Raw genomic sequence first — 18,553 nt, 5'->3', positions numbered from 1 at the left:
TTTATAGTTTTTTTTGAAAGAGTTGGTGATCGCGCGGCGTTCTCCCCAACCCAAGCAATGACACATAATGCCGCCCAGAAGAATGGGAGAGCTGCATGTATGAATTTGCCATTGCCTGGGACTGGCTGACATTTGCGGTGAGATGGCTGCATGTCATCACCGGCATCGCCTGGATCGGTTCGTCCTTTTATTTCGTTGCGCTCGATCTGGGCCTGAGGCAGCGGCAGGGTCTGCCGGTCGGCGCCTATGGCGAGGAATGGCAGGTTCACGGCGGCGGCTTCTATCACATCCAGAAATATCTGGTTGCGCCGGAAAACATGCCCGAGCATCTGATCTGGTTCAAATGGGAATCCTACGTCACCTGGCTTTCCGGCTTCGGCATGCTGGCGCTCGTCTATTATGCCGGTGCCGACCTCTACCTGATCGATCCGAACGTGCTCGACGTTTCGAAGCCGACAGCGATTGCCATTTCGCTCGCCTCGCTTGCCTTCGGCTGGCTCGCCTATGACACGGTCTGCCGGTCGCCGCTCGGCAACGACAACACCCGGCTGATGGTACTGCTCTATTTCGTGCTCGTTGCCGTTGCCTGGGGCTACACCCAACTCTTCACCGGCCGCGCCGCCTACCTGCATCTCGGCGCCTTCACGGCGACGATCATGTCGGCAAACGTGTTCTTCATCATCATCCCGAACCAGAAGAAGGTCGTTGCCGACCTGATCGCGGGCCACACGCCCGACCCGAAGCTGGGCAAGCAGGCAAAGCAGCGCTCGACCCACAACAACTATCTCACGCTGCCCGTCCTGTTCCTGATGCTGTCGAACCACTATCCGCTGGCCTTCGGCACTCAGTACAACTGGATAATCGCCTCGCTCGTCTTCCTCATGGGGGTCACGATCCGCCACTGGTTCAACACCCGGCACGCCCGCAAGGGCAGCCCGAGCTGGACGTGGCTCGTCACCGCGCTGCTCTTCATCGTCATCATGTGGCTTTCGACGGTGCCCAAAGTTCTTTCGGAGGGTGGCGAGGCCAGGGCCTCGACAGCCGAACAGACCGTGGTCGCGTCGGCTGACTTCGAAAAGGTGCGCGACACCGTGCTCGGCCGCTGTTCCATGTGCCATGCCAAGGAGCCCGCCTGGGAGGGGCTGATCGTGCCGCCGAAGGGCGTCGTCCTCGAGAACGACGGTGACATCGTCGCGCATGCCCGCGAGATCTATCTACAAGCCGGGCGTTCGCACGCCATGCCGCCCGCCAATGTCACCGGTGTTACCGATGAGGAACGCCGCCTGCTGGTCTCCTGGTACGAGACGGCAGTAAAGGAAGGAAAGATTCAATGAATGAGCTGCTGATCCGCGGTCGGGTCCTGACCTTCGTCAAGGAGCCCGAGGGCATCGACGACAACGCCTCCTATCGTTTTTTCGAGGACGGCGCCGTGCTGGTCCGGAACGGCAAGGTCGCAGGCGTCGGTGCCTATGGCGATATGGCGAAACTGGCCGGCGAGGGCGTAAGGATTGCAGATCATCGTCCCCATCTCGTCCTGCCGGGACTTATCGACACGCATCTGCACTTTCCGCAAACGCAGGCGATCGCCTCCTACGGCGCGCAGCTTCTGGAGTGGCTGAACACCTATATCTTCGTCGAAGAGCAGAAGTTCAAAGCGCCTGAGCACGCCGCCTTCATCGCCGGCCGTTTCATGGACGAATTGCTCGCCAACGGCACCACGACGGCGGTCGCCTATTGCTCGGTGCATCCGGAAAGCGTCGACGCCTTCTTTGCCGCGGCCGAGGCGCGCAACATGCTGATGGTCGGCGGCAAGGTGATGATGGACCGCAATGCACCGGAGGCACTCAGCGACACGCCCGAGAAGGGATATGACGAGACCAAGCGCCTGATCGCCAAATGGCATGGCCGTGGCCGGGCCCATTACGCGATCAGCCCGCGTTTCGCCATCACCTCGACGCCTGAACAGATGGAGATGAGCCGGGCACTCGTGGCTGAACACCCGGGCTGTTACGTCCAGACGCATCTTTCCGAAAACAAGGACGAGATCGCCTTCGCGGCGTCGCTTTATCCGGAGGCAAAGGACTACACGGACATCTACGCACGCTATGATCTTCTCGGTCGCAAGACGCTGCTCGGCCATTGCATCTATTTGAGCGACCGCGAAATATCGGTGCTGGCAGAGACGGGAGCGGTCGGCGTGTTCTGCCCGACGTCCAATCTCTTCCTCGGCAGCGGCTTGTTCGACCGCGATCGCTTTGACCGGCTCGGTGCCCGCCATTCGGTCGCGACCGATGTCGGCGCCGGAACGAGCTTCTCGATGCTGGAGACCATGGACGAGGCCTACAAGGTTCTGCACCTCCAGGGCCAGCGGCTTTCGCCTCTCAACTCGTTCTACATGATGACGCTGGGTAACGCCCGCGCGCTCGAACTCGAGCATTCCATCGGATCGCTGCATGTAGGCGCCGACGCAGACATCGTGGTTCTCGACAGCCGCGCGAAGCCGGCGATGGAACTGCGTATGCAGGTGGCATCGTCATTGCTCGAGGAGCTTTTCATCCTGCAGACAATGGGCGACGATCGCTCAGTGGCCGAAGTCTATGTCGCCGGCAAGCCGATGAAGCACGGTGTGCGAAACACGCCCGTGGCCGCGCCCTCGGCAAGGACGGTTGAAACGGTCTGATCTCGAACGTTCAAAACGACCGCGCCGGCCGGGACCCCATGTTCCGGCCGCTACAGTTCTTCCGGCCGCCTCCCACCCATCGCACGCGTCAACGCGTCAGCGGTTTCCCTGACCATCGGCCCGAGGGTCGCGAGCTTTTCGTCGGTTACCCGGACCGAGGGCCCGGAGATCGATATGCCGGCGATCGTTTCGCCGTATTCGTTGAAGATCGGCGCGGCGACGCAGCGCATGCCGAGCGTGTGTTCCTCGTCGTCGATTGACCAGCCCCGCAATCGGATATCCTGAATATCCCGCAAGAGCACCGGCAGCGTATCGCGCGTCTTTTCGGTAAAATGCGCGAGGGTTCGCCCCGAGAGCATCTGGGCGATTTCCTTGTCGGACCAGGTCGACAGGATCGCCTTGCCGATGCCAGACGCGTGGACCGGACCGCGCCGCCCCGGCCGGAAGAAGGCCCGCATAGGCGCATGGCTCTCGACCTGAGAGATGAAAACGACATCGCCGCCTTCCTCGATGCCGATATTGGCTGTTTCTCCGCTTGCCTCCATCAATTGCTTCAGGAAGGGCCGGCTGATCGTCCCGAGCTTGCGGAAGCGCAGAAAGGCATTGCCGATCTCGAAGGCCTTGAGGCCGACGGTCCACACACCGGTGTCGCTGTCGCTCATGACCATGCCGTGAGAGGCAAGCGAGGTCAGCAGTCGGTGCACGGTCGAGGGCGCCATGCCGGTGCGTTCCGATAGGGAGGTCAGCGTCGAGTCGTCGTTTTCGGCGACGATCGCCAAGAGCGCCAGGCTGCGATCCAGCACTTGCACGGAGGACGGCGCGGCGTTCTCTCCGGCCTTGCGACCGCGCTTTCCCTTGCCCGTCACCTCCATGAACCATTCTCCAAATCAGTTGCTTCGGTCCATCTTCCTCTACCGCGATTGCTTTCGATTTTCTCCTTTTTGTTGAAAATGTTTATTTCCGTATGATGGAAGTCATTTCCATTAACATGTTGATGAAATCAGCAAATGGATTATCGTCCTATCTCAAACAGGAGGAGTTCCCATGGCCAAGATGCGTGCTGTCGACGCGGCGGTTTATGTTCTGGAGAAAGAAGGGATCGATTGCGCCTTCGGTGTCCCGGGTGCCGCCATCAACCCGTTCTATTCGGCGCTCAAGGCGCGCGGGTCGATCCGTCACATTCTCGCCCGTCACGTGGAAGGCGCTTCACATATGGCGGAAGGCTATACGCGCACCAAACACGGCAACATCGGTGTCTGCATCGGCACCTCGGGGCCGGCCGGCACCGACATGATCACCGGCCTCTATTCGGCTTCCGCGGACTCGATCCCGATCCTCTGCATTACCGGCCAGGCACCGCGCGCCCGCCTCGACAAGGAGGATTTCCAGGCCGTCGACATCGCTTCGATCGCCGGACCCGTCACGAAATGGGCGGTCACGGTCATGGAACCGGCCTTGGTCCCCTTCGTCTTCCAGAAGGCTTTCCATCTGATGCGCTCAGGCAGACCCGGTCCGGTCCTCATCGACCTGCCGGTCGACGTTCAACTCGCCGAAATCGAGTTCGACCCGGAAACCTACGCGCCGCTTGAGCCCTACAAGCCAGCCGCCACCCGCGCGCAGGCCGAGAAGGCGATCGCGATGCTGAACGAAGCGGAGCGGCCGCTGATCGTCGCGGGTGGCGGCATCATCAATGCCGACGCCTCGGATCTTCTGGTCGAATTTGCCGAAATCACCGGCATTCCAGTCATTCCGACACTGATGGGCTGGGGCACGATCCCGGACGATCACCCGCTGATGGCCGGCATGTGCGGACTGCAGACATCGCACCGCTATGGCAACGCGACGCTGCTCGCCTCCGATTTCGTGCTCGGCGTCGGCAATCGCTGGGCCAACCGCCATACCGGCAACATTCCGACCTACACGGAAGGCCGCAAGTTCATCCACGTCGATATCGAGCCGACGCAGATCGGCCGTGTCTTCGCCCCGGATTTCGGCATCGTCTCGGACGCGGGGGCCGCGCTCAAGCTCTTCCTCGACGTTGCCACCGAATGGAAGACGGCCGGCAAGCTGCGCGACTGGTCGGGTTGGGCGGAAGAGTGCCGTGAGCGCAAGCGCACGATGCTGCGAAAGACCCATTTCGATCAGACGCCGCTGAAACCCCAGCGGGTCTACGAGGAAATGAACCGGGCCTTCGGCCGCGACACTTGCTACGTCTCGACCATCGGCTTGAGCCAGATCGCCGGCGCGCAGTTCCTGCACGTCTACAAGCCGCGCAACTGGATCAATTGCGGCCAGGCGGGTCCGCTCGGCTGGACGCTGCCGGCAGCACTCGGCGTCAGGGCGGCAGATCCGGACCGGCCGATCGTCGCTCTCTCCGGTGACTACGACTTCCAGTTCCTGATCGAGGAGTTGGCCGTCGGGGCGCAACACAAGCTGCCCTATCTGCATGTGGTCGTGAACAATTCCTATCTCGGCCTCATCCGCCAGGCGCAGCGCGGCTTCAACATGGATTTCGAGGTGAGCCTTGCCTTCGACAACATCAATGCCGACGGCGATGCAGAGAAAGGCTACGGCGTCGACCATGTCGCGGTCGCCGAAGGCCTCGGCTGCAAGGCGATCCGGGTCCGCAGCCCCAATGAATTTGCCGAAGCCTTCGATCGGGCGCGCGCGCTGATGGACGAGCACCGGGTCCCCGTCGTCATCGAATTCATCCTCGAGCGCGTGACGAATATCGCCATGGGCATGGACATCAACGCTGTTGTCGAGTTCGAGGAACTCGCCGCGCGCGGTGAGGACGTGCCGACGGCCATCGCCGCCCTTCTCGACTGAAAATCTTCAGAGCGGGACGAGGAAAAGTGTGTGCGGTTTTCCGCCCTCGTCCCGCTCCAACTTCCAGGAGGAGTAATCGCATGCCGAGATTCGCTGCGAACCTGACCATGCTGTTCAACGAGGCGCCTTTCCTCGACCGCTTTTCGCTTGCCGCCAAGGCGGGCTTCGAAGGGGTTGAATATCTCTTCCCCTATGAATTCGAGAAGATGGCGCTGCGCGCCGCCCTCGATCGCAATAGCCTGACCCAGGTTCTGCACAACCTGCCTGCCGGCGACTGGGCTCGCGGCGAGCGCGGCATCGCCATCTTCCCGGATCGCGTCGACGAATTCCGCAAGGGTGTTGCTAATGCTATCGATTACGCGACTGCGCTCGATTGCAAGCAGGTCAATTGCCTCGTGGGGATCGCGCCGGACGGCGTTGCCGACACGATCCTGCGCACGACGCTGGTCGCGAACCTGAGACTGGCGGCAACCGAGCTCGGCAAGCACGGCATCCGCCTCTTGATCGAGCCAATCAACCGCTTCGACATTCCGGGCTTCTATCTCGACACGGTCGAGCAGGCGGCCTCGATCATCGACGAGGTCGGCAGCGACAATCTCTTCATCCAGTACGACCTTTACCACCAGCAGCGCACGCAAGGCGAGCTGATCGGCACCTACAGGCGCTTCGCCGACCGGATCGCCCACGTCCAGCTTGCCGACAATCCGGGTCGCAACGAACCGGGCACCGGCGAGATCAACTATCCGTTCGTCTTCGATGCGCTGGAAACGGCCGGTTACGACGGCTGGATCGGTTGCGAATACAAGCCGTTGACGACGACGGCCGAGGGGCTGGGCTGGCTCGGCGCCGAGCGCAAGCGCAAGCAGTCCGCAGACATCATCAAAATCAGGAGCTAAGCACGATGGCATCTATCGGTTTCATTGGACTGGGTATCATGGGCACGCCGATGGCGCGCCATCTGCAGGATGCCGGGTATACGATCGTCACGTCGAAATTCGTCATCCCGCCGCGCCAGGAACTCGTCGACAACGGCTTGCAATTCGTCGAGACGCCGAAGGCGCTCGCAGAGACGGTCGACACGATCATCCTGATGCTGCCGGACACGCCGGAAGTGAAGGACGTTCTCTTCGGTGAGAACGGCGTCTTCTACGGTCTTGGCAAAGGCAAGCTCGTCATCGACATGAGCTCGATCTCGCCGATCGAAACGAAGGAATTCGCAAGGAGGGTCCGCGAAACGGGCGCCGAATATATTGACGCGCCGGTCTCCGGCGGCGAGGTCGGGGCGAAGAACGCGTCGCTCAGCATCATGGCCGGCGGCTCGCAGGAATCCTTCGACCGCGCCCTGCCGCTCTTCAAGCTGATGGGCAAGAACATCACGCTTGTCGGCGATTGCGGCGACGGTCAGGTCACGAAGGTTGCCAACCAGATCATCGTCGCGCTAACGATCGAGGCGGTCTCCGAAGCGTTGGTCTTCGCGTCCAAGGCCGGTGCCGATCCGGCGCGCGTCCGCGAGGCGCTGATGGGCGGCTTTGCCTCCTCCCGCATTCTCGAAGTTCATGGCGATCGGATGATCAAGCGCACCTTCGATCCGGGCTTCCGCATTTCGCTGCATCAGAAAGATCTCAATCTGGCGCTGCAGGGCGCAAAGAGCCTCGGCATCTCGCTGCCAAACACCGCGGCCACGCAGGAGCTCTTCAACAATTGCGCCGCCAACGGCGACAGCGGGCTCGACCATTCCGGTCTCGTCCGGGCGCTCGAGCGGATGGCCAACCACCAGGTTGCCTAAAGCAATTCCAGGAAAAGTGTGTAACGGTTTTCCGTCCGGAATTGCGTAGGTTCAAAGAGTTAGAGCAATTTCACTGTTCGGGAAAGACGGTGAAATGCTCATCCGCAGGGCGGCGGTGAGGAGCCGCCGCCCCTCACTTCCAGGGAGACATAACGTGGCACCGATCGCCGATCCGCGAACCTTTCTCGAAATGCTGTTCACCTCGGCCGTTGCCGCCGCCGATCCCGCCCTCGTCATCGCCTCGAATCTGCCGGAAAAGCCGAAGGGACGAACCGTTGTCGTCGGGGCAGGGAAGGGCGCTGCGCAAATGGCGCGGGCCTTCGAAAAGCTTTGGGATGGTCCGCTGAGCGGTGCCGTCGTCACCCGTTATGGCTTCGGCGTTCATTGCGAGCGCATCGAGGTGCTGGAGGCTGCCCATCCCGTGCCGGACGAAAGCGGGCTCTACGCCTCGAAACGCCTTCTCGCCGAGATCGGAGGTCTGACAAAGGACGACCTGGTGGTGGCGCTTGTCTGCGGCGGCGGCTCCGCGCTTTTGCCTTCGCCACCGTCCGGCCTCTCGCTGGAGGAGGAAATCGTCGTCAACCGCGCCTTGCTCGCGTCCGGCGCGCCGATCAGTGCGATGAACTTTGTGCGCAAGCATGTGTCGACGATCAAGGGCGGCAGGCTCGCGGCGGCGGCCTATCCCGCGAAAGTCGTTTCGCTTGTGGTCTCCGATATTCCGGGCGACGACCCGGCGCTCGTCGCCTCCGGTCCGACGATCGCCGACGAGAGCACGCGCGGTGACGCCTTGAAGGTCATCGAGCACTACGGGCTGTCATTGCCGGAGAAGGTTATGCAGTGGCTGGCGACGGATGCCGCGGACGCGCCCAAACCGTCCGATCCGAAGTTTGCCCGAAACGAAGTGCGCCTGATCGCCTCGGCCGCAGTCTCGCTCGAGGCCGCCGCCGCCGCCGCCCGCGAAGCCGGGATCGAGGCAATCATTCTGTCCGACGCTATCGAAGGCGAGGCGCGTGAAGTCGCACGCGTCCATGCGGCGATCGCGCGTGAGGTGGCTCAGCGCAGCCGGCCGTTCTCCAAACCTGTCGTGGTCCTTTCCGGCGGTGAAACGACCGTAACGATCAAGGGGAAAGGAAAGGGCGGCCGCAACAGCGAATTTCTCCTGTCGCTGGCACTCGCCATTGACGGGATTCCAGGCGTTTCGGCACTTGCCGCCGATACCGACGGGATCGACGGCTCGGAAGACAATGCCGGCGCCTTTGCCGACGGTACGACGATCGCCCGGCTTCGTGGACAACGACTGGACCCGGCGGCGCTGCTTCAGCGCAACGACAGCTGGGCGGCGTTCGATGCGCTCGGCGATATCTTCAAACCGGGACCGACAGGCACCAACGTCAACGACTTTCGGGCTATCCTCGTGCAGTGACGGACGGGGCGCGAACCGCCTGCGCGTCCGATCGGACGCGCAGAGGCCAGCACGTCGTTGCCGGGTTTATTCGGCGCTGATCGCGATGCGCCTGGACTTGTTCTGGCTCTGCTCCGTTTTCGGAAGCGTGACGCTCAGCACGCCGTTCTTGAAGGTCGCTTTGACCTGGTTCTCGTCGATGTCGTATCCCAGCGGAATGCGACGCTCGAAGCGGCCGTAGTAGCGCTCGGAGAACTGATTTTCCTTGTCTTCGCTCTCGGCGCGTTTTTCGCCTCGCAGCGTCAGGACGCCCTCGGCGAGGGACAGATCGACATCCTTCTCTTCGAGCCCGGGCAACTCCGCCGTTACCCTGATCTCCTTGTCGCGGTCGGTGACTTCGACATTGGGCCAACCCGCGCCGAAGGCCGGGTGGTTCGAAAACGCAAGCGGCATGCGTTGATCGAAATTGCGGAAGACATCATCGAACAGTCGATTCATTTCCCGGTGAAGCATCAGGAACGGATCGCGGTCGCGATCGCGATAGGACGTAGGGACGTGCTCCTGGGCGCGGCCCCATGGAATGAGATCACGTACGTTCATTTGTCAGCTCCTTTTTCGTTTGTCGCCGTCAGCCGAAACACCGGCGTCGGCCGGCGTTTCGGCGATCTTCCTCATCGGGCGGTCGTTCGGCGCGCCTATGCGGCGTGCTTGCCACCTTCGGCCCGATGCTGGTCCTCGATCGGGGGCAGGGCCTTGGCCTGCTGAATCTCAATCCGGCGCGGCTTCATCTGCTCGGGCAGCTCACGGACGAGATCGATTGCCAACAGGCCATTGGCGAGATTGGCACCCGTGACCGTCACATAGTCAGCCAATTGGAATCGGCGATCGAAGTTGCGGCCGGCTATGCCGCGATAGAGGTATTCTGCCTTGTCCTCTCCGGCCTTTTCGCCGCGAACGACAAGCAACTGCGGCTCATGCATGATGGAGATTTCGTCGGGCGTAAAACCGGCGACAGACATCATGACGCGATAGTGGTTCTCGCTGACGCGCATGATGTCGTAGGGCGGCCAATTGTCGGCGGGCGCCAAGCGGCTTGCCGCGTCGAGCAGGTCAAAAACGTGGTCAAACCCCACGCTGGACCGGGAGAGGGGAGAAAAGTCGAGTGTTGTTCTCATAGCCATATCCTCCTTGAGCAACATGGACGATGAGGAGCGCCGAAGAGAGCGGTGCTCCTCGACTGCGAGCCCCGGAAAAGGCGGCTCGCACCTGCGATTTAGGTACTTCTGCAGCGGTTTCAAGGGGCTGCGCGAGCTGCGGCCGCGTTATCGGCTGCCGAATAGAAAGTTAGCGGCAAGCCGTTGTAAAACCTTGTGAAATTTCAATGTCGATTCGACTTGATTTTCTGAAATCGGCGCCAATATCTGTGTGGGATCTTTGTAAGCGATCCATTGGTGGCGTGTGAAAGGAGGAAAAAATGCTTCTCAATGAGATTCCCTGGACAATCCCCCTCACAGTACGTCTTTCAAGTGGCATCACGCATACCTTCAACTCCGTATATGAAGCTCTGGACTTCCTCGAAAACGAGTGGCCGCTACGCAAGGGGCAGCGTTACGAGCGTGCGGTGCGCACCTGCCGCGGCGCGCTTAATAGGATGACGCCTGCCGCGGTTGCCCGAGAGGCCTTCGTGGCTGCCTGCCTTGAAGCGGGAATGCCGATTGTGATGACGGGCCATCCAGCGCGTCAGCAAGCGGCTGAACCCAAAACGACCCGGAGTGCATGAGCCTGTGCATGATGAGGGCGGCCTTTGCATGACGCCTTTGCATGACAAGGGCCGACGCGCCGTCCACCGATTTGGAATGGATGATCGGTGGACGGGTGCGAAGCCTTGCGAAAAGTGCCGCGGTTGATGCCGGTCACTGATCCGGCAGGCATTATTCTACGAAAACACGAACGCTCGCCGCGCGTCCTATGGCATCGATGACCGTCAAGGTAGAATAGCCGCCGCCGTCCGGAAGCCATTGGCTGGTGCGGCGTCGGGTGACATCGGGCAATGGCCGGCCGTTGGCAAGCCAGCGGAAGGGCGCGCGGCCACCCTGCAGCTTGAGCGTCAATGGCATCATGGTCTCGCGGCTCATCGCGCCAAGTTCCACCCGCGCTCCTTCCGGCGGAAAAACGATCTGCGGCGCGGGCTCGCGTGCGGAGGCCGAAAGCAGGCCGCTTGCCGTCATCGAAAAGCGCCTTTGGCTGATCGGCAGGTCGGCCTGCGCAAGCCGCACGGCGCCAGCCGGGGCATCCGGCAGCGGCGTGATGGCGATCCCCGATTTGGCGAAGGCTTCGAACAGGAACGGTGCGGCGGCGCCGTAGCCGGTCAATCCCGGCACGGCGCCGTTGTCGGGCCGGCCGACCCAGACGCCGAGCACGTAGCGGCCGTCGAAGCCGACGGACCAGGCATCGCGATAGCCGTAGCTGGTGCCGGTCTTGTAGGCGATGCCGCGCTGGAAGCTGCCGGCGGGCGGCAGCACGTCGGAGAGGATATCCGCGACATGCCAGGCTGCAAGGGTCGAGAGCAGCGGCTCCCCATCGATCGGGGCGGCCTGGCCCTCGATACCGTTGCCGAGCCGCACCGGCCAGCCGCGATTGGCCAGGCCCGCATAGAGCTGAACGACGTCGCGCAAGGTGATGCCGACACCGCCGAGGCCGATCGCAAGCCCCGGCGCCTCGTTCGGCGGCAGCGCGGGCCGCACATCGGCCCGGCGAAAGCGCACCATCAGCCGGGTGGGGCCAACGGCATCGAGCAGGCGGATCGCCGGCACGTTGAGGGAGAGTTGCAGTGCTTGCCGAACGCTGACGTCACCCTGGTAGCTCATATCGAAGTTGCGTGGCCGATAGCCGAAGAAATCCGCCGGCCGGTCCTCGATGATCGTCTCCTGGCTGACCAGCCCCTCTTCGAAGGCCAATCCATAGATGAATGGCTTCAGCGTCGACCCCGGCGATCGCGTGACCCGCGTCATGTCGATCCAGCCGGCGCGGCTCGCATCAAAATAGGCGGCCGAACCGACCTCGCCGACGATCTCGCCGCTCCGGATGTCGGCCATCACCATGGCGACGGAGACCTTGGGGCCCAGTTTCGCCGCGCCCTCGCGCGCGACAGCCTCGAGGCCGTCCTGAATGTCGCGACGCAGCGTCGTGTGGTGGCGGAGGACCTTCGGCTTCTTACGGAGTGCGGCCTCCGCCAAATGCGCGGCGTGAGCCGGAAGCTGAAGGCGTCGGTTCGGCACAGCCGTCATGTCTGCGCGTTCTATCTCACCTTCGCCGATCACCTTGGCGACCGCCATGCGGGTCAGCACCCGTTTACGGGCGGCTTCCGCGGCGGAGAGGTTGCGGTCCGGGCGGCGTTTCTCCGGCAGTTGCGGCAGCGCCACGAGCAGCGCGGCCTCGGCAACGGAGAGGCGGCGCGGTTCCTTGCCGAACCAGGCAAGGCTTGCCGCACGTACGCCTTCGAGATTGCCGCCATAGGGCGCGCGCGTCAGGTAGAGGTCGAGTATCTGATCCTTGTTGAGGCGGCGCTCGATCTGGATGGCGCGAGCGAGCTGCAGGAGTTTCGCCGTCAGTGTGCGCTCCCGACGCGGCTCGATCAGCCTTGCAACCTGCATGGAAAGGGTTGACGCGCCCGAAACGATGCGGCCGTTGGTGACGAACTGCAGCGCCGCGCGGCCGAGCGCCAGCGGATCGACGCCGTTATGGTCCCGAAAGCGCTGGTCCTCATAGGCGATCAGCATCTCCAGGAAGCGCGGATCAACATCTGCCACGGTTGTCTTCAGGCGCCATAAACCATCATTTGTGGCGAAGGCGCGCAGCAATTGCCCGTCCTTGTCGAGAACCTCGGCCGAGACATCCATCGCTCCTTCGATCGGCGGGGGAAATGCCTTGTCGGCCCACTGGAGGCCGAGGGCCACAAGCGCGGTCAGGAGCAGGACGCTCGGGATCAAAATCGCGCCAAGGCGGCGGGGATGGCGAAAACAATCGGGTTTGACCGTGCCGGCCGCACCCCCCTCTGCCCTGCCGGGCGTCTCCCCCACAAGGGAGGAGATCGGCAGGGCGCGGACTTTCCGCTTCCCATCCTCGACAAACTCAGCCTCACCGCCGGATGGGACGGTGTCGTCCGTCAGTGCCCACGCATCGAGGACATTCGCTTCGGCGTGCGCTAAATGAACCTTCGCGTGCGATGTGGAGGTGGCGCACGTCGGTGCCTCCGCAATTTCCCCCCGTGTGGGAGAGATGCCCGGCAGCACAGAGGGGGGTGACGCCGGGGCAACGCCCTTGCCGTTCATCCCCAAGCCGATCAAGAGCCTTTGCAGGAAGGACATCGCGTGCCTACTGTGCCGCCAGCACCTCCATGCGCCCGGTTGCCGTTCGGGCCGAGAATTGCGGCCGGTACATGTCCTCCACGCTTGCCGCCGGATGATCATAGGTGCCGGGGGTTACCGCGCGCACGACATAGGCAAGCGTGATTTCCCGGTTGTCGCCGGTGGACCGATCGAACGCCGCAATGAAGCGATCGCTGCGGAACTCGGTATGGGCAGCCTCCACCTCGCCGATCCATTCGAAGTTCGAAAGCTGGGCGCTGTCGACAAGGCTCGGATTGTCGATCTCGAAGCCGGCCGGCAAGAGATCGTTGATGAGGACGCGCGACGGCCAGTCGTTGGTCTCGGTCACCTTGAGCACGACGACATAACGCTCGTTCTGGCGCGCTTCGCTGACATTGGCCTCGGCGCCGTCGAGCGTGTAGTAGGTGCGCTCGATCGTGAAGCCATCACCGCCGGCCGACAATGGCTGAGCCGGGGCGGCGACGGTCGTCACCACGGCGGAGACCGCGTCGGCGCCGTTGTTGCGAATGACGACCGGGTGCTCGATGAGAGCGTCCCCGGTGATGCGAGCGGCGTAACTGCCGGTGCGCGCCGCGCCGTTGATGTCGAGTTTCATATCCGCGTCGCCGCCCTGGATCGCGCGCGCGGCAAGCAGCATCCAGGTCTGCTCCTGCGTGCTCGTATATTTCGCCTGCTGCCACTCCCGGGCGACGATCTTGGAAAGCTCCGGAATGATCGCGGGCGCGGGCCGGCTTTCCGCGGCTAGTGCCAGCACCGCCGCGCCGTCGCGCAGCGACGAGCCGTAGTCGGACCGGGCGAGGCTGACTTTGACGAGACCGGAACCGGTCGACATGTTCAGCGACGCCGCGAAGATATCTTGCGAGCGCGCGGCGTCGCCGTAGAGAGCCAATGCCGCGGCGATATGCGCCTTGGCAAGCGGCGTCGGGAAATCGTCGAGCATCGTGTCGGCATAGTAGCGAAGGTCGCTGATCGCCGCCTTGCGATTGCGGGCGAGCACGTAGAGCGCATAGGCGATCTCGTTGCCGCGGTCCTTGACGTTGGTCTCGTAGCTTAGCGCGTTCTGGAGATTTTCAAGTGCCTGCACCATCGCCTGTTCGGGCACGTCATATTTCTGCTCGCGGGCACGTGTCAGGAAATCGCTGACATAGGCATCCAGCCAAAGATCGCCCGAACCGGGGTTCCAGAGACCGAAGCTGCCGGAGGAGGACTGGTATGCGAGCACGCTGTAGATCGCATCCTGCACGCGCTTGTTCACCGCTTCGTCGTCGGGAAGGCCGGACTGTGTTGCGAGTTCGCTGAGATAGAGCAGCGGCAGCGCGCGGCTCGTCGTCTGTTCGGCGCAGCCATAGGGATAGCGGTCGAGCGTCATCAGCAGTGCTGGGATGTCGAAGGCGGCCGAGCGTGTGACGTTCAGGCTGACCGAAGCGCCTTGCAACAGGCTGTCGGCGAGCAGCTGGTCGTCCACGGTAAGGCTGCTGCCGGCGGCGATATTGACGACCTGCCGCTGGGTGACCGGCAACGCGGCTGGGCGGACCGGAATGTTCAGCGCCTGCTCGATCGACAGGCCGGAGGCGTTGGAAAGCGCCACGGTGACGAGCCCGTTTCCGGGATATTGGCCCGTCAGCGGCAGAGTCACGGCGGTCTTGCCGCCGGCGTCAAGATGCACGGTTTCGGCTGCGCCGGTCTGCTCCACTGTTACAGGGCCGTTGGTCGTCACCTGCAATTGATATTCGCCGGCAGGTGCATCCGTGTTGGCGATGTCGAGCCTCAGTTCGGCTCGGTCTGCCGGGGCAAGGAACTTCGGCAGGCTTGCGGTTACTACGACCGGATCGCGGATCACGACGTCCTTGACCGCATGGCCGACACCCGCTTTCGTCCAGGTGACGGCCATGACCCGTGCCGTTCCGTTGAACTGCGGGATATCGAAGCTGACCTTCGCCTCGCCGTCGGCATCGAGCTTCACCGGCCCCGAGAAGAAGGCGACCAGCTTTTCGGTCGGCGGGCTGCCCTGCAGCGGCATTTGCCCGCCGTCGCCGCCGGTGCGCAACCGACCGGTGGCACCGAGCGAGCCGTCGATCAAGCGTCCGTAGAGGTCGCGGATTTCGACGCCGAGCTGCCTTTGGCCGAAGTACCACCCATCGGGATCGGGTGCCTCGTAGCGCGTCAGGTTCAGAATGCCGACATCGACGGCGGCGATTGTGACGTAAGCGTCCTCGTTCGCGCCTGCCCCTCGCGCCTTGAGATTGATATCAAGAGGCCGGCGCGGTTGCGTCGTCTCGGGCGCGTCGAGCGTGAGTGCGAGTTTGCGGTCCGCCGGATCGACGGCGAGCCACTTGATGCCGATCGCCCGCATCGGCATGCGGCTCTCCTGGGCATCACCGGGACGATAAAGCGTCGCAGTGACATAGGCGCCGGCACCCCAGTCGGCTGTGACCGGCAATTCCACCTCGCCACCGGTTTCGGCAATGGTCGCGGTTTTCGTCGCGATCAGATCTTCGGTTCCGACGGTTACCAGAAGCTCGCCCGCGAAGCGTGGCGAGACCTTCAGTTTCGCGGTCTCGCCGATCGCGTATTCTTCCTTGTCGAGCGCAATCTCCAGCCCGTCCGGTGTTTCAGTCGAAGTTGCTTCGACATACCAGCCGGAATCGAACTCGACGCTGGAAGCGGGTCCGTCGACCGCAGCCGTCTCGATCTCGAGGCGGTAGCGGCCCCAGCCGACCGGCACGGCGATCTCGCCACCCTCTGCGGTCACGTCGACGGTACCGTTCGCCACCTGTTTCGTGGAGACGACCGGCTCGTATTTCCAGGCGCTCCCGTCCCGATACCATTGGTAATTGCGTTCGACGCTGATCAGCTTCCAGAGCAAGCCGGACATCGGCATCTTCGTGCCGTCCTCCCCGAGCGCAATCACGTGGAAGCGTCCGACCGAGTTTTCGCCAAGATTTCCGGAAAACTCCGGCTTGATGCCGACCATCGGCCCCTCCGGCTTGACCGGCAGCGTCAGCGAGCGCTCCACGGCGCGGCCGCCGGCCTCGCGCATGCGCACCGTGACATTGGCGTTCAGCAACTGCGTCGTCGAGGGAACCTCGGTCAGATCGACGTCGAAGACAGCTTTGCCGTTCTCGTCCAGCGGCTCCAGCCCCTCGAGCGGCATTCGCGTGTCTTCGCTCGCCTCCTCGTCGGCAAGGCCGAAGAAATAGCCCTTAAAGGCGGCGTTCTCGCGCGCCGGCTTGACCGAGACTTCACCCTCGAGCGTCAGCCCGGCGGCGGGCGCGCCATAAAGAAAGCGGCCGTCGACCGCGACCTGCACAGGCGTGCCGACCGTGATTTCGTTCGCCTCGCTCGTCAGATCGAACTCGGTGCGGTCCGGTACGAAGTCGTCGACGAGGAATTGCTTCTCGCCGATCGCGGCTCCTTTTGGATCGGCGAAGATCTGCATCGTCCAGGTGCCGCGCATGGCATTTTCCGGGATCGGCAGGTCGAGTGTGTGGCCGCCAACCTTGCCGCCATTGCTCACCATGCGCCGGTCCTCGACGCCATCCGGGCGCAGGAAGGCGAAGGTCAGCGGCAGGTTCTCGATGGCCGTGCCGTTTACATCGCGGGCAAGGGCTGCCGCATGCACCGTCTCGCCGACGCGGTAGATACCGCGTTCGGTCCAGGCGAAAAGGTCGATCGCACCGGGTGCCGCGCGGCCTGTGACGCCGCGATCGGAAAGATCGAAACCGGCGCGCGTCATGTCGAGGAAGACGTAATCCGCGTCCGCCTTCTTCGCCGTGATGACGGCGGGTGTCATGCTCGCCGCGCCGCGCATCAGGCCGGCGGCGAAAGTCGCTCTCCCCTCCGCATCACTCATCGCGGTGCCGAGAACTTCGTTGTTCTTTGCGACGAGTTGCAGTTCGACGCCGTCGAGCGGCTTGGCACTTGCGAGCGAGCGGGCGAAGACGGTGAGCCCGTCCGTGCCGGCATAGGTCGAGATGCCAATGTCGGAGACCACGAACCATTGGGTGGCGCGCGCGTCCCAATCCTGGCTGAGGCCGGTTCCGGAGACTGCCGTCAGCACGTAGATCCCTGGCTTGCGTTGCGGCAGCGCCTCATCCACCGGGAAGCTGGTCACCACTTCCTTGTTGAGTTCGGTATCGATGTCGATGCTGCCCTGCCAGACGAGTTCGCCGCTCTCGTCCTTGATGCGCTCTTCGCTATAGCCGTCGATCTGCGTCAGGAACTGCGAGCTGGTGAGCAGCGAAGAGATGCCGCGATCACCGATGCGATAGAGCTTGAGGTTGGCGCTCTCGGTATTGACCGAGACGATCGGAATGCCGCGCCGTGCGGTCGACGGCAGCACGAAGCTGTCGCCGGTGAAGCGCACCATCGGCGAACGATCCTTCACATAGATGTCGAGGCTTACGGGCGTTTCGATGACTTCATCGACGGAGGAGGGCAGGCCCTGCCTCAGCGCCAGCTTATAGCGCTGCCCATGGGATAATCCTTCGACGCAGATCTCGCTTCCCTTGGCCTCGACCGCTTTCGGAGCTGTGCCGTCAAGGGTGACGAAGGAGGCGTAATCCGGTCCGTTCTTGACGAGCTGTTCGGAGAATTGAACGCAGGCGCGCGGGCTCGCGCTGTCGGCATCGATCGTATGGCCGGTGACGCGGAAGCCCTGTCGCGCCCTGAGATCGAGGTAAGCGGTTTCGACCGTCTTCGCCTCGACAAGTTCGAGGCTCGCCTTATAGGCGTTGAGGGCGGTGCGATAGTTTTCCGTGTTTTCGAGTGCCTTGGCGAGAACGGCAAGCGCGTCTGCCCGGCTCTGGGCATTGCGGGTCAGTTGGTAGCCGTTGAGGGCGGCAAGCGCTGCCTGGCCGGCGATCTCGGTATTGCCCGTGATGCGGTTGGCGGCGCGCGCCGTCTCCAGCCACAATTCGCCGTCATCCGGCGTTATCGCCAGCGCGCCACGAAAGCCCTTCAGCGCGTTCTCTATGTTGCCAGCCGTCAACTCGCCGCGGGCGGCTTCGATCAGGCCGTTGACGCCAAATCCCTGCTGGTCCTCTGTCAGCGCGAGATTCGCTTTCACTTCGCGGGCGTCCTGAATGAGCTGATCCGAAAGGAAGGAGAGACGCGGCGGCGCGCCGATATCGGGCTCGTCGCTGCCCGTCTCGACGACCTTGCCGGCTATCGCTCCCTTGAAGGTGTTCAACTGATTGAAATCGGATTTCAGGAAACACCACTTCACCTTTGGATTGTAGGTGAAGGCGCGGCAGGCCTGGTCGGCGGTACAGGCGCTCTGGCACTGCTGAAGCGAGACGTTCTGTTCGGTGCGAAGATCAAAGCCGAAATAGTCGCCGTCTTGCGTTATCTCGACTGTGCGGTCCGTTTCAGCCGCCGAGGCGGGCGAGCCGAGGGAAACGAGCGTGAGAAGAAGCGTGAAAAGGCCGACAAACGCGCGCATAGACATCAAGTCCTCCCAATGCTGC

General features: G+C 63.0%; 12 protein-coding genes. 7 read left to right on the top strand and 5 right to left on the bottom strand.

Annotated elements, in window-relative coordinates:
* The first annotated feature begins 95 nt into the window (after positions 1-95).
* Positions 96-1,334, top strand: coding sequence for a urate hydroxylase PuuD (locus QN219_RS15115; protein ID WP_284000528.1), 1,239 nt, complete (start codon positions 96-98; stop codon positions 1,332-1,334).
* Positions 1,331-2,680, top strand: coding sequence for a guanine deaminase (gene guaD, locus QN219_RS15110; RefSeq protein ID WP_284000527.1), 1,350 nt, complete (start codon positions 1,331-1,333; stop codon positions 2,678-2,680). The genes QN219_RS15115 and guaD overlap by 4 nt, the downstream gene beginning before the upstream one ends.
* A gap of 50 nt (positions 2,681-2,730) precedes the next feature.
* On the opposite strand, the gene QN219_RS15105 is transcribed toward guaD, so the two are convergent.
* Positions 2,731-3,552 (bottom strand): IclR family transcriptional regulator, encoded by an 822-nt coding sequence (locus tag QN219_RS15105; RefSeq protein WP_284000526.1) that lies wholly within the window; start codon positions 3,550-3,552, stop codon positions 2,731-2,733.
* A 172-nt stretch (positions 3,553-3,724) separates the two neighbouring features.
* Here QN219_RS15105 and gcl point away from each other — a divergent pair, with 172 nt between their 5' ends.
* The 4 genes from gcl (at position 3,725) to QN219_RS15085 (ending at position 8,718) form a co-directional block, all read left to right on the top strand.
* Positions 3,725-5,509, top strand: coding sequence for a glyoxylate carboligase (gcl, locus tag QN219_RS15100; protein WP_284000524.1), 1,785 nt, complete (start codon positions 3,725-3,727; stop codon positions 5,507-5,509).
* A gap of 80 nt (positions 5,510-5,589) precedes the next feature.
* Entirely contained in the window at positions 5,590-6,405 is an 816-nt protein-coding gene (hyi, locus tag QN219_RS15095; protein ID WP_284000523.1) for a hydroxypyruvate isomerase, read from the top strand.
* Positions 6,303-7,295, top strand: a complete 993-nt coding sequence (locus tag QN219_RS15090) for a 2-hydroxy-3-oxopropionate reductase (protein WP_405052139.1) — start codon at positions 6,303-6,305, stop codon at positions 7,293-7,295. Before hyi ends, QN219_RS15090 begins: the two co-directional genes overlap by 103 nt.
* Positions 7,296-7,449: 154 nt before the next feature.
* Entirely contained in the window at positions 7,450-8,718 is a 1,269-nt protein-coding gene (locus QN219_RS15085) for a glycerate kinase (RefSeq protein ID WP_284000521.1), read from the top strand.
* 66 nt (positions 8,719-8,784) lie between these two features.
* Here the strand turns inward: QN219_RS15085 and QN219_RS15080 are convergent, their stop codons facing one another.
* Entirely contained in the window at positions 8,785-9,297 is a 513-nt protein-coding gene (locus QN219_RS15080) for an Hsp20/alpha crystallin family protein (protein WP_284000520.1), read from the bottom strand.
* A 95-nt stretch (positions 9,298-9,392) separates the two neighbouring features.
* A complete protein-coding gene (locus QN219_RS15075) occupies positions 9,393-9,872 on the bottom strand; it encodes an Hsp20 family protein (RefSeq protein WP_284000519.1) in 480 nt (159 codons plus the stop codon).
* 299 nt (positions 9,873-10,171) lie between these two features.
* Between QN219_RS15075 and QN219_RS15070 the strand changes: the two genes are divergently transcribed.
* Positions 10,172-10,477 (top strand): DUF982 domain-containing protein, encoded by a 306-nt coding sequence (locus QN219_RS15070; protein ID WP_269285756.1) that lies wholly within the window; start codon positions 10,172-10,174, stop codon positions 10,475-10,477.
* Positions 10,478-10,628: 151 nt separating this feature from the next.
* Here the strand turns inward: QN219_RS15070 and pbpC are convergent, their stop codons facing one another.
* Both pbpC and QN219_RS15060 read right to left on the bottom strand, forming a co-directional pair.
* A complete protein-coding gene (gene pbpC, locus QN219_RS15065; protein WP_284000518.1) occupies positions 10,629-13,064 on the bottom strand; it encodes a penicillin-binding protein 1C in 2,436 nt (811 codons plus the stop codon).
* Positions 13,065-13,071: 7 nt separating this feature from the next.
* Positions 13,072-18,528 (bottom strand): alpha-2-macroglobulin family protein, encoded by a 5,457-nt coding sequence (locus tag QN219_RS15060; protein WP_284000592.1) that lies wholly within the window; start codon positions 18,526-18,528, stop codon positions 13,072-13,074.
* Positions 18,529-18,553: the final 25 nt, after the last annotated feature.

It is taken from the genome of Sinorhizobium sp. 8-89 (assembly GCF_030124325.1).
GTDB lineage: Bacteria > Pseudomonadota > Alphaproteobacteria > Rhizobiales > Rhizobiaceae > Sinorhizobium.
The sequence above is the reverse complement of the archived record's forward strand: the minus strand, read 5'-3'. Positions and strand labels throughout refer to the sequence as shown.

What these genes read in the sequence shown, in the direction of transcription:
- gcl (WP_284000524.1), top strand. Translation starts at nt 3,725, where the DNA reads ATGGCCAAGATGCGTGCTGTCGACGCGGCGGTTTATGTTCTGGAGAAA.
- QN219_RS15070 (WP_269285756.1), top strand. Translation starts at nt 10,172, where the DNA reads ATGCTTCTCAATGAGATTCCCTGGACAATCCCCCTCACAGTACGTCTT.
- hyi (WP_284000523.1), top strand. Translation starts at nt 5,590, where the DNA reads ATGCCGAGATTCGCTGCGAACCTGACCATGCTGTTCAACGAGGCGCCT.
- QN219_RS15060 (WP_284000592.1), bottom strand. Translation starts at nt 18,528, where the DNA reads ATGCGCGCGTTTGTCGGCCTTTTCACGCTTCTTCTCACGCTCGTTTCC.
- pbpC (WP_284000518.1), bottom strand. Translation starts at nt 13,064, where the DNA reads ATGTCCTTCCTGCAAAGGCTCTTGATCGGCTTGGGGATGAACGGCAAG.
- QN219_RS15075 (WP_284000519.1), bottom strand. Translation starts at nt 9,872, where the DNA reads ATGAGAACAACACTCGACTTTTCTCCCCTCTCCCGGTCCAGCGTGGGG.
- guaD (WP_284000527.1), top strand. Translation starts at nt 1,331, where the DNA reads ATGAATGAGCTGCTGATCCGCGGTCGGGTCCTGACCTTCGTCAAGGAG.
- QN219_RS15080 (WP_284000520.1), bottom strand. Translation starts at nt 9,297, where the DNA reads ATGAACGTACGTGATCTCATTCCATGGGGCCGCGCCCAGGAGCACGTC.
- QN219_RS15105 (WP_284000526.1), bottom strand. Translation starts at nt 3,552, where the DNA reads ATGGAGGTGACGGGCAAGGGAAAGCGCGGTCGCAAGGCCGGAGAGAAC.
- QN219_RS15115 (WP_284000528.1), top strand. Translation starts at nt 96, where the DNA reads ATGTATGAATTTGCCATTGCCTGGGACTGGCTGACATTTGCGGTGAGA.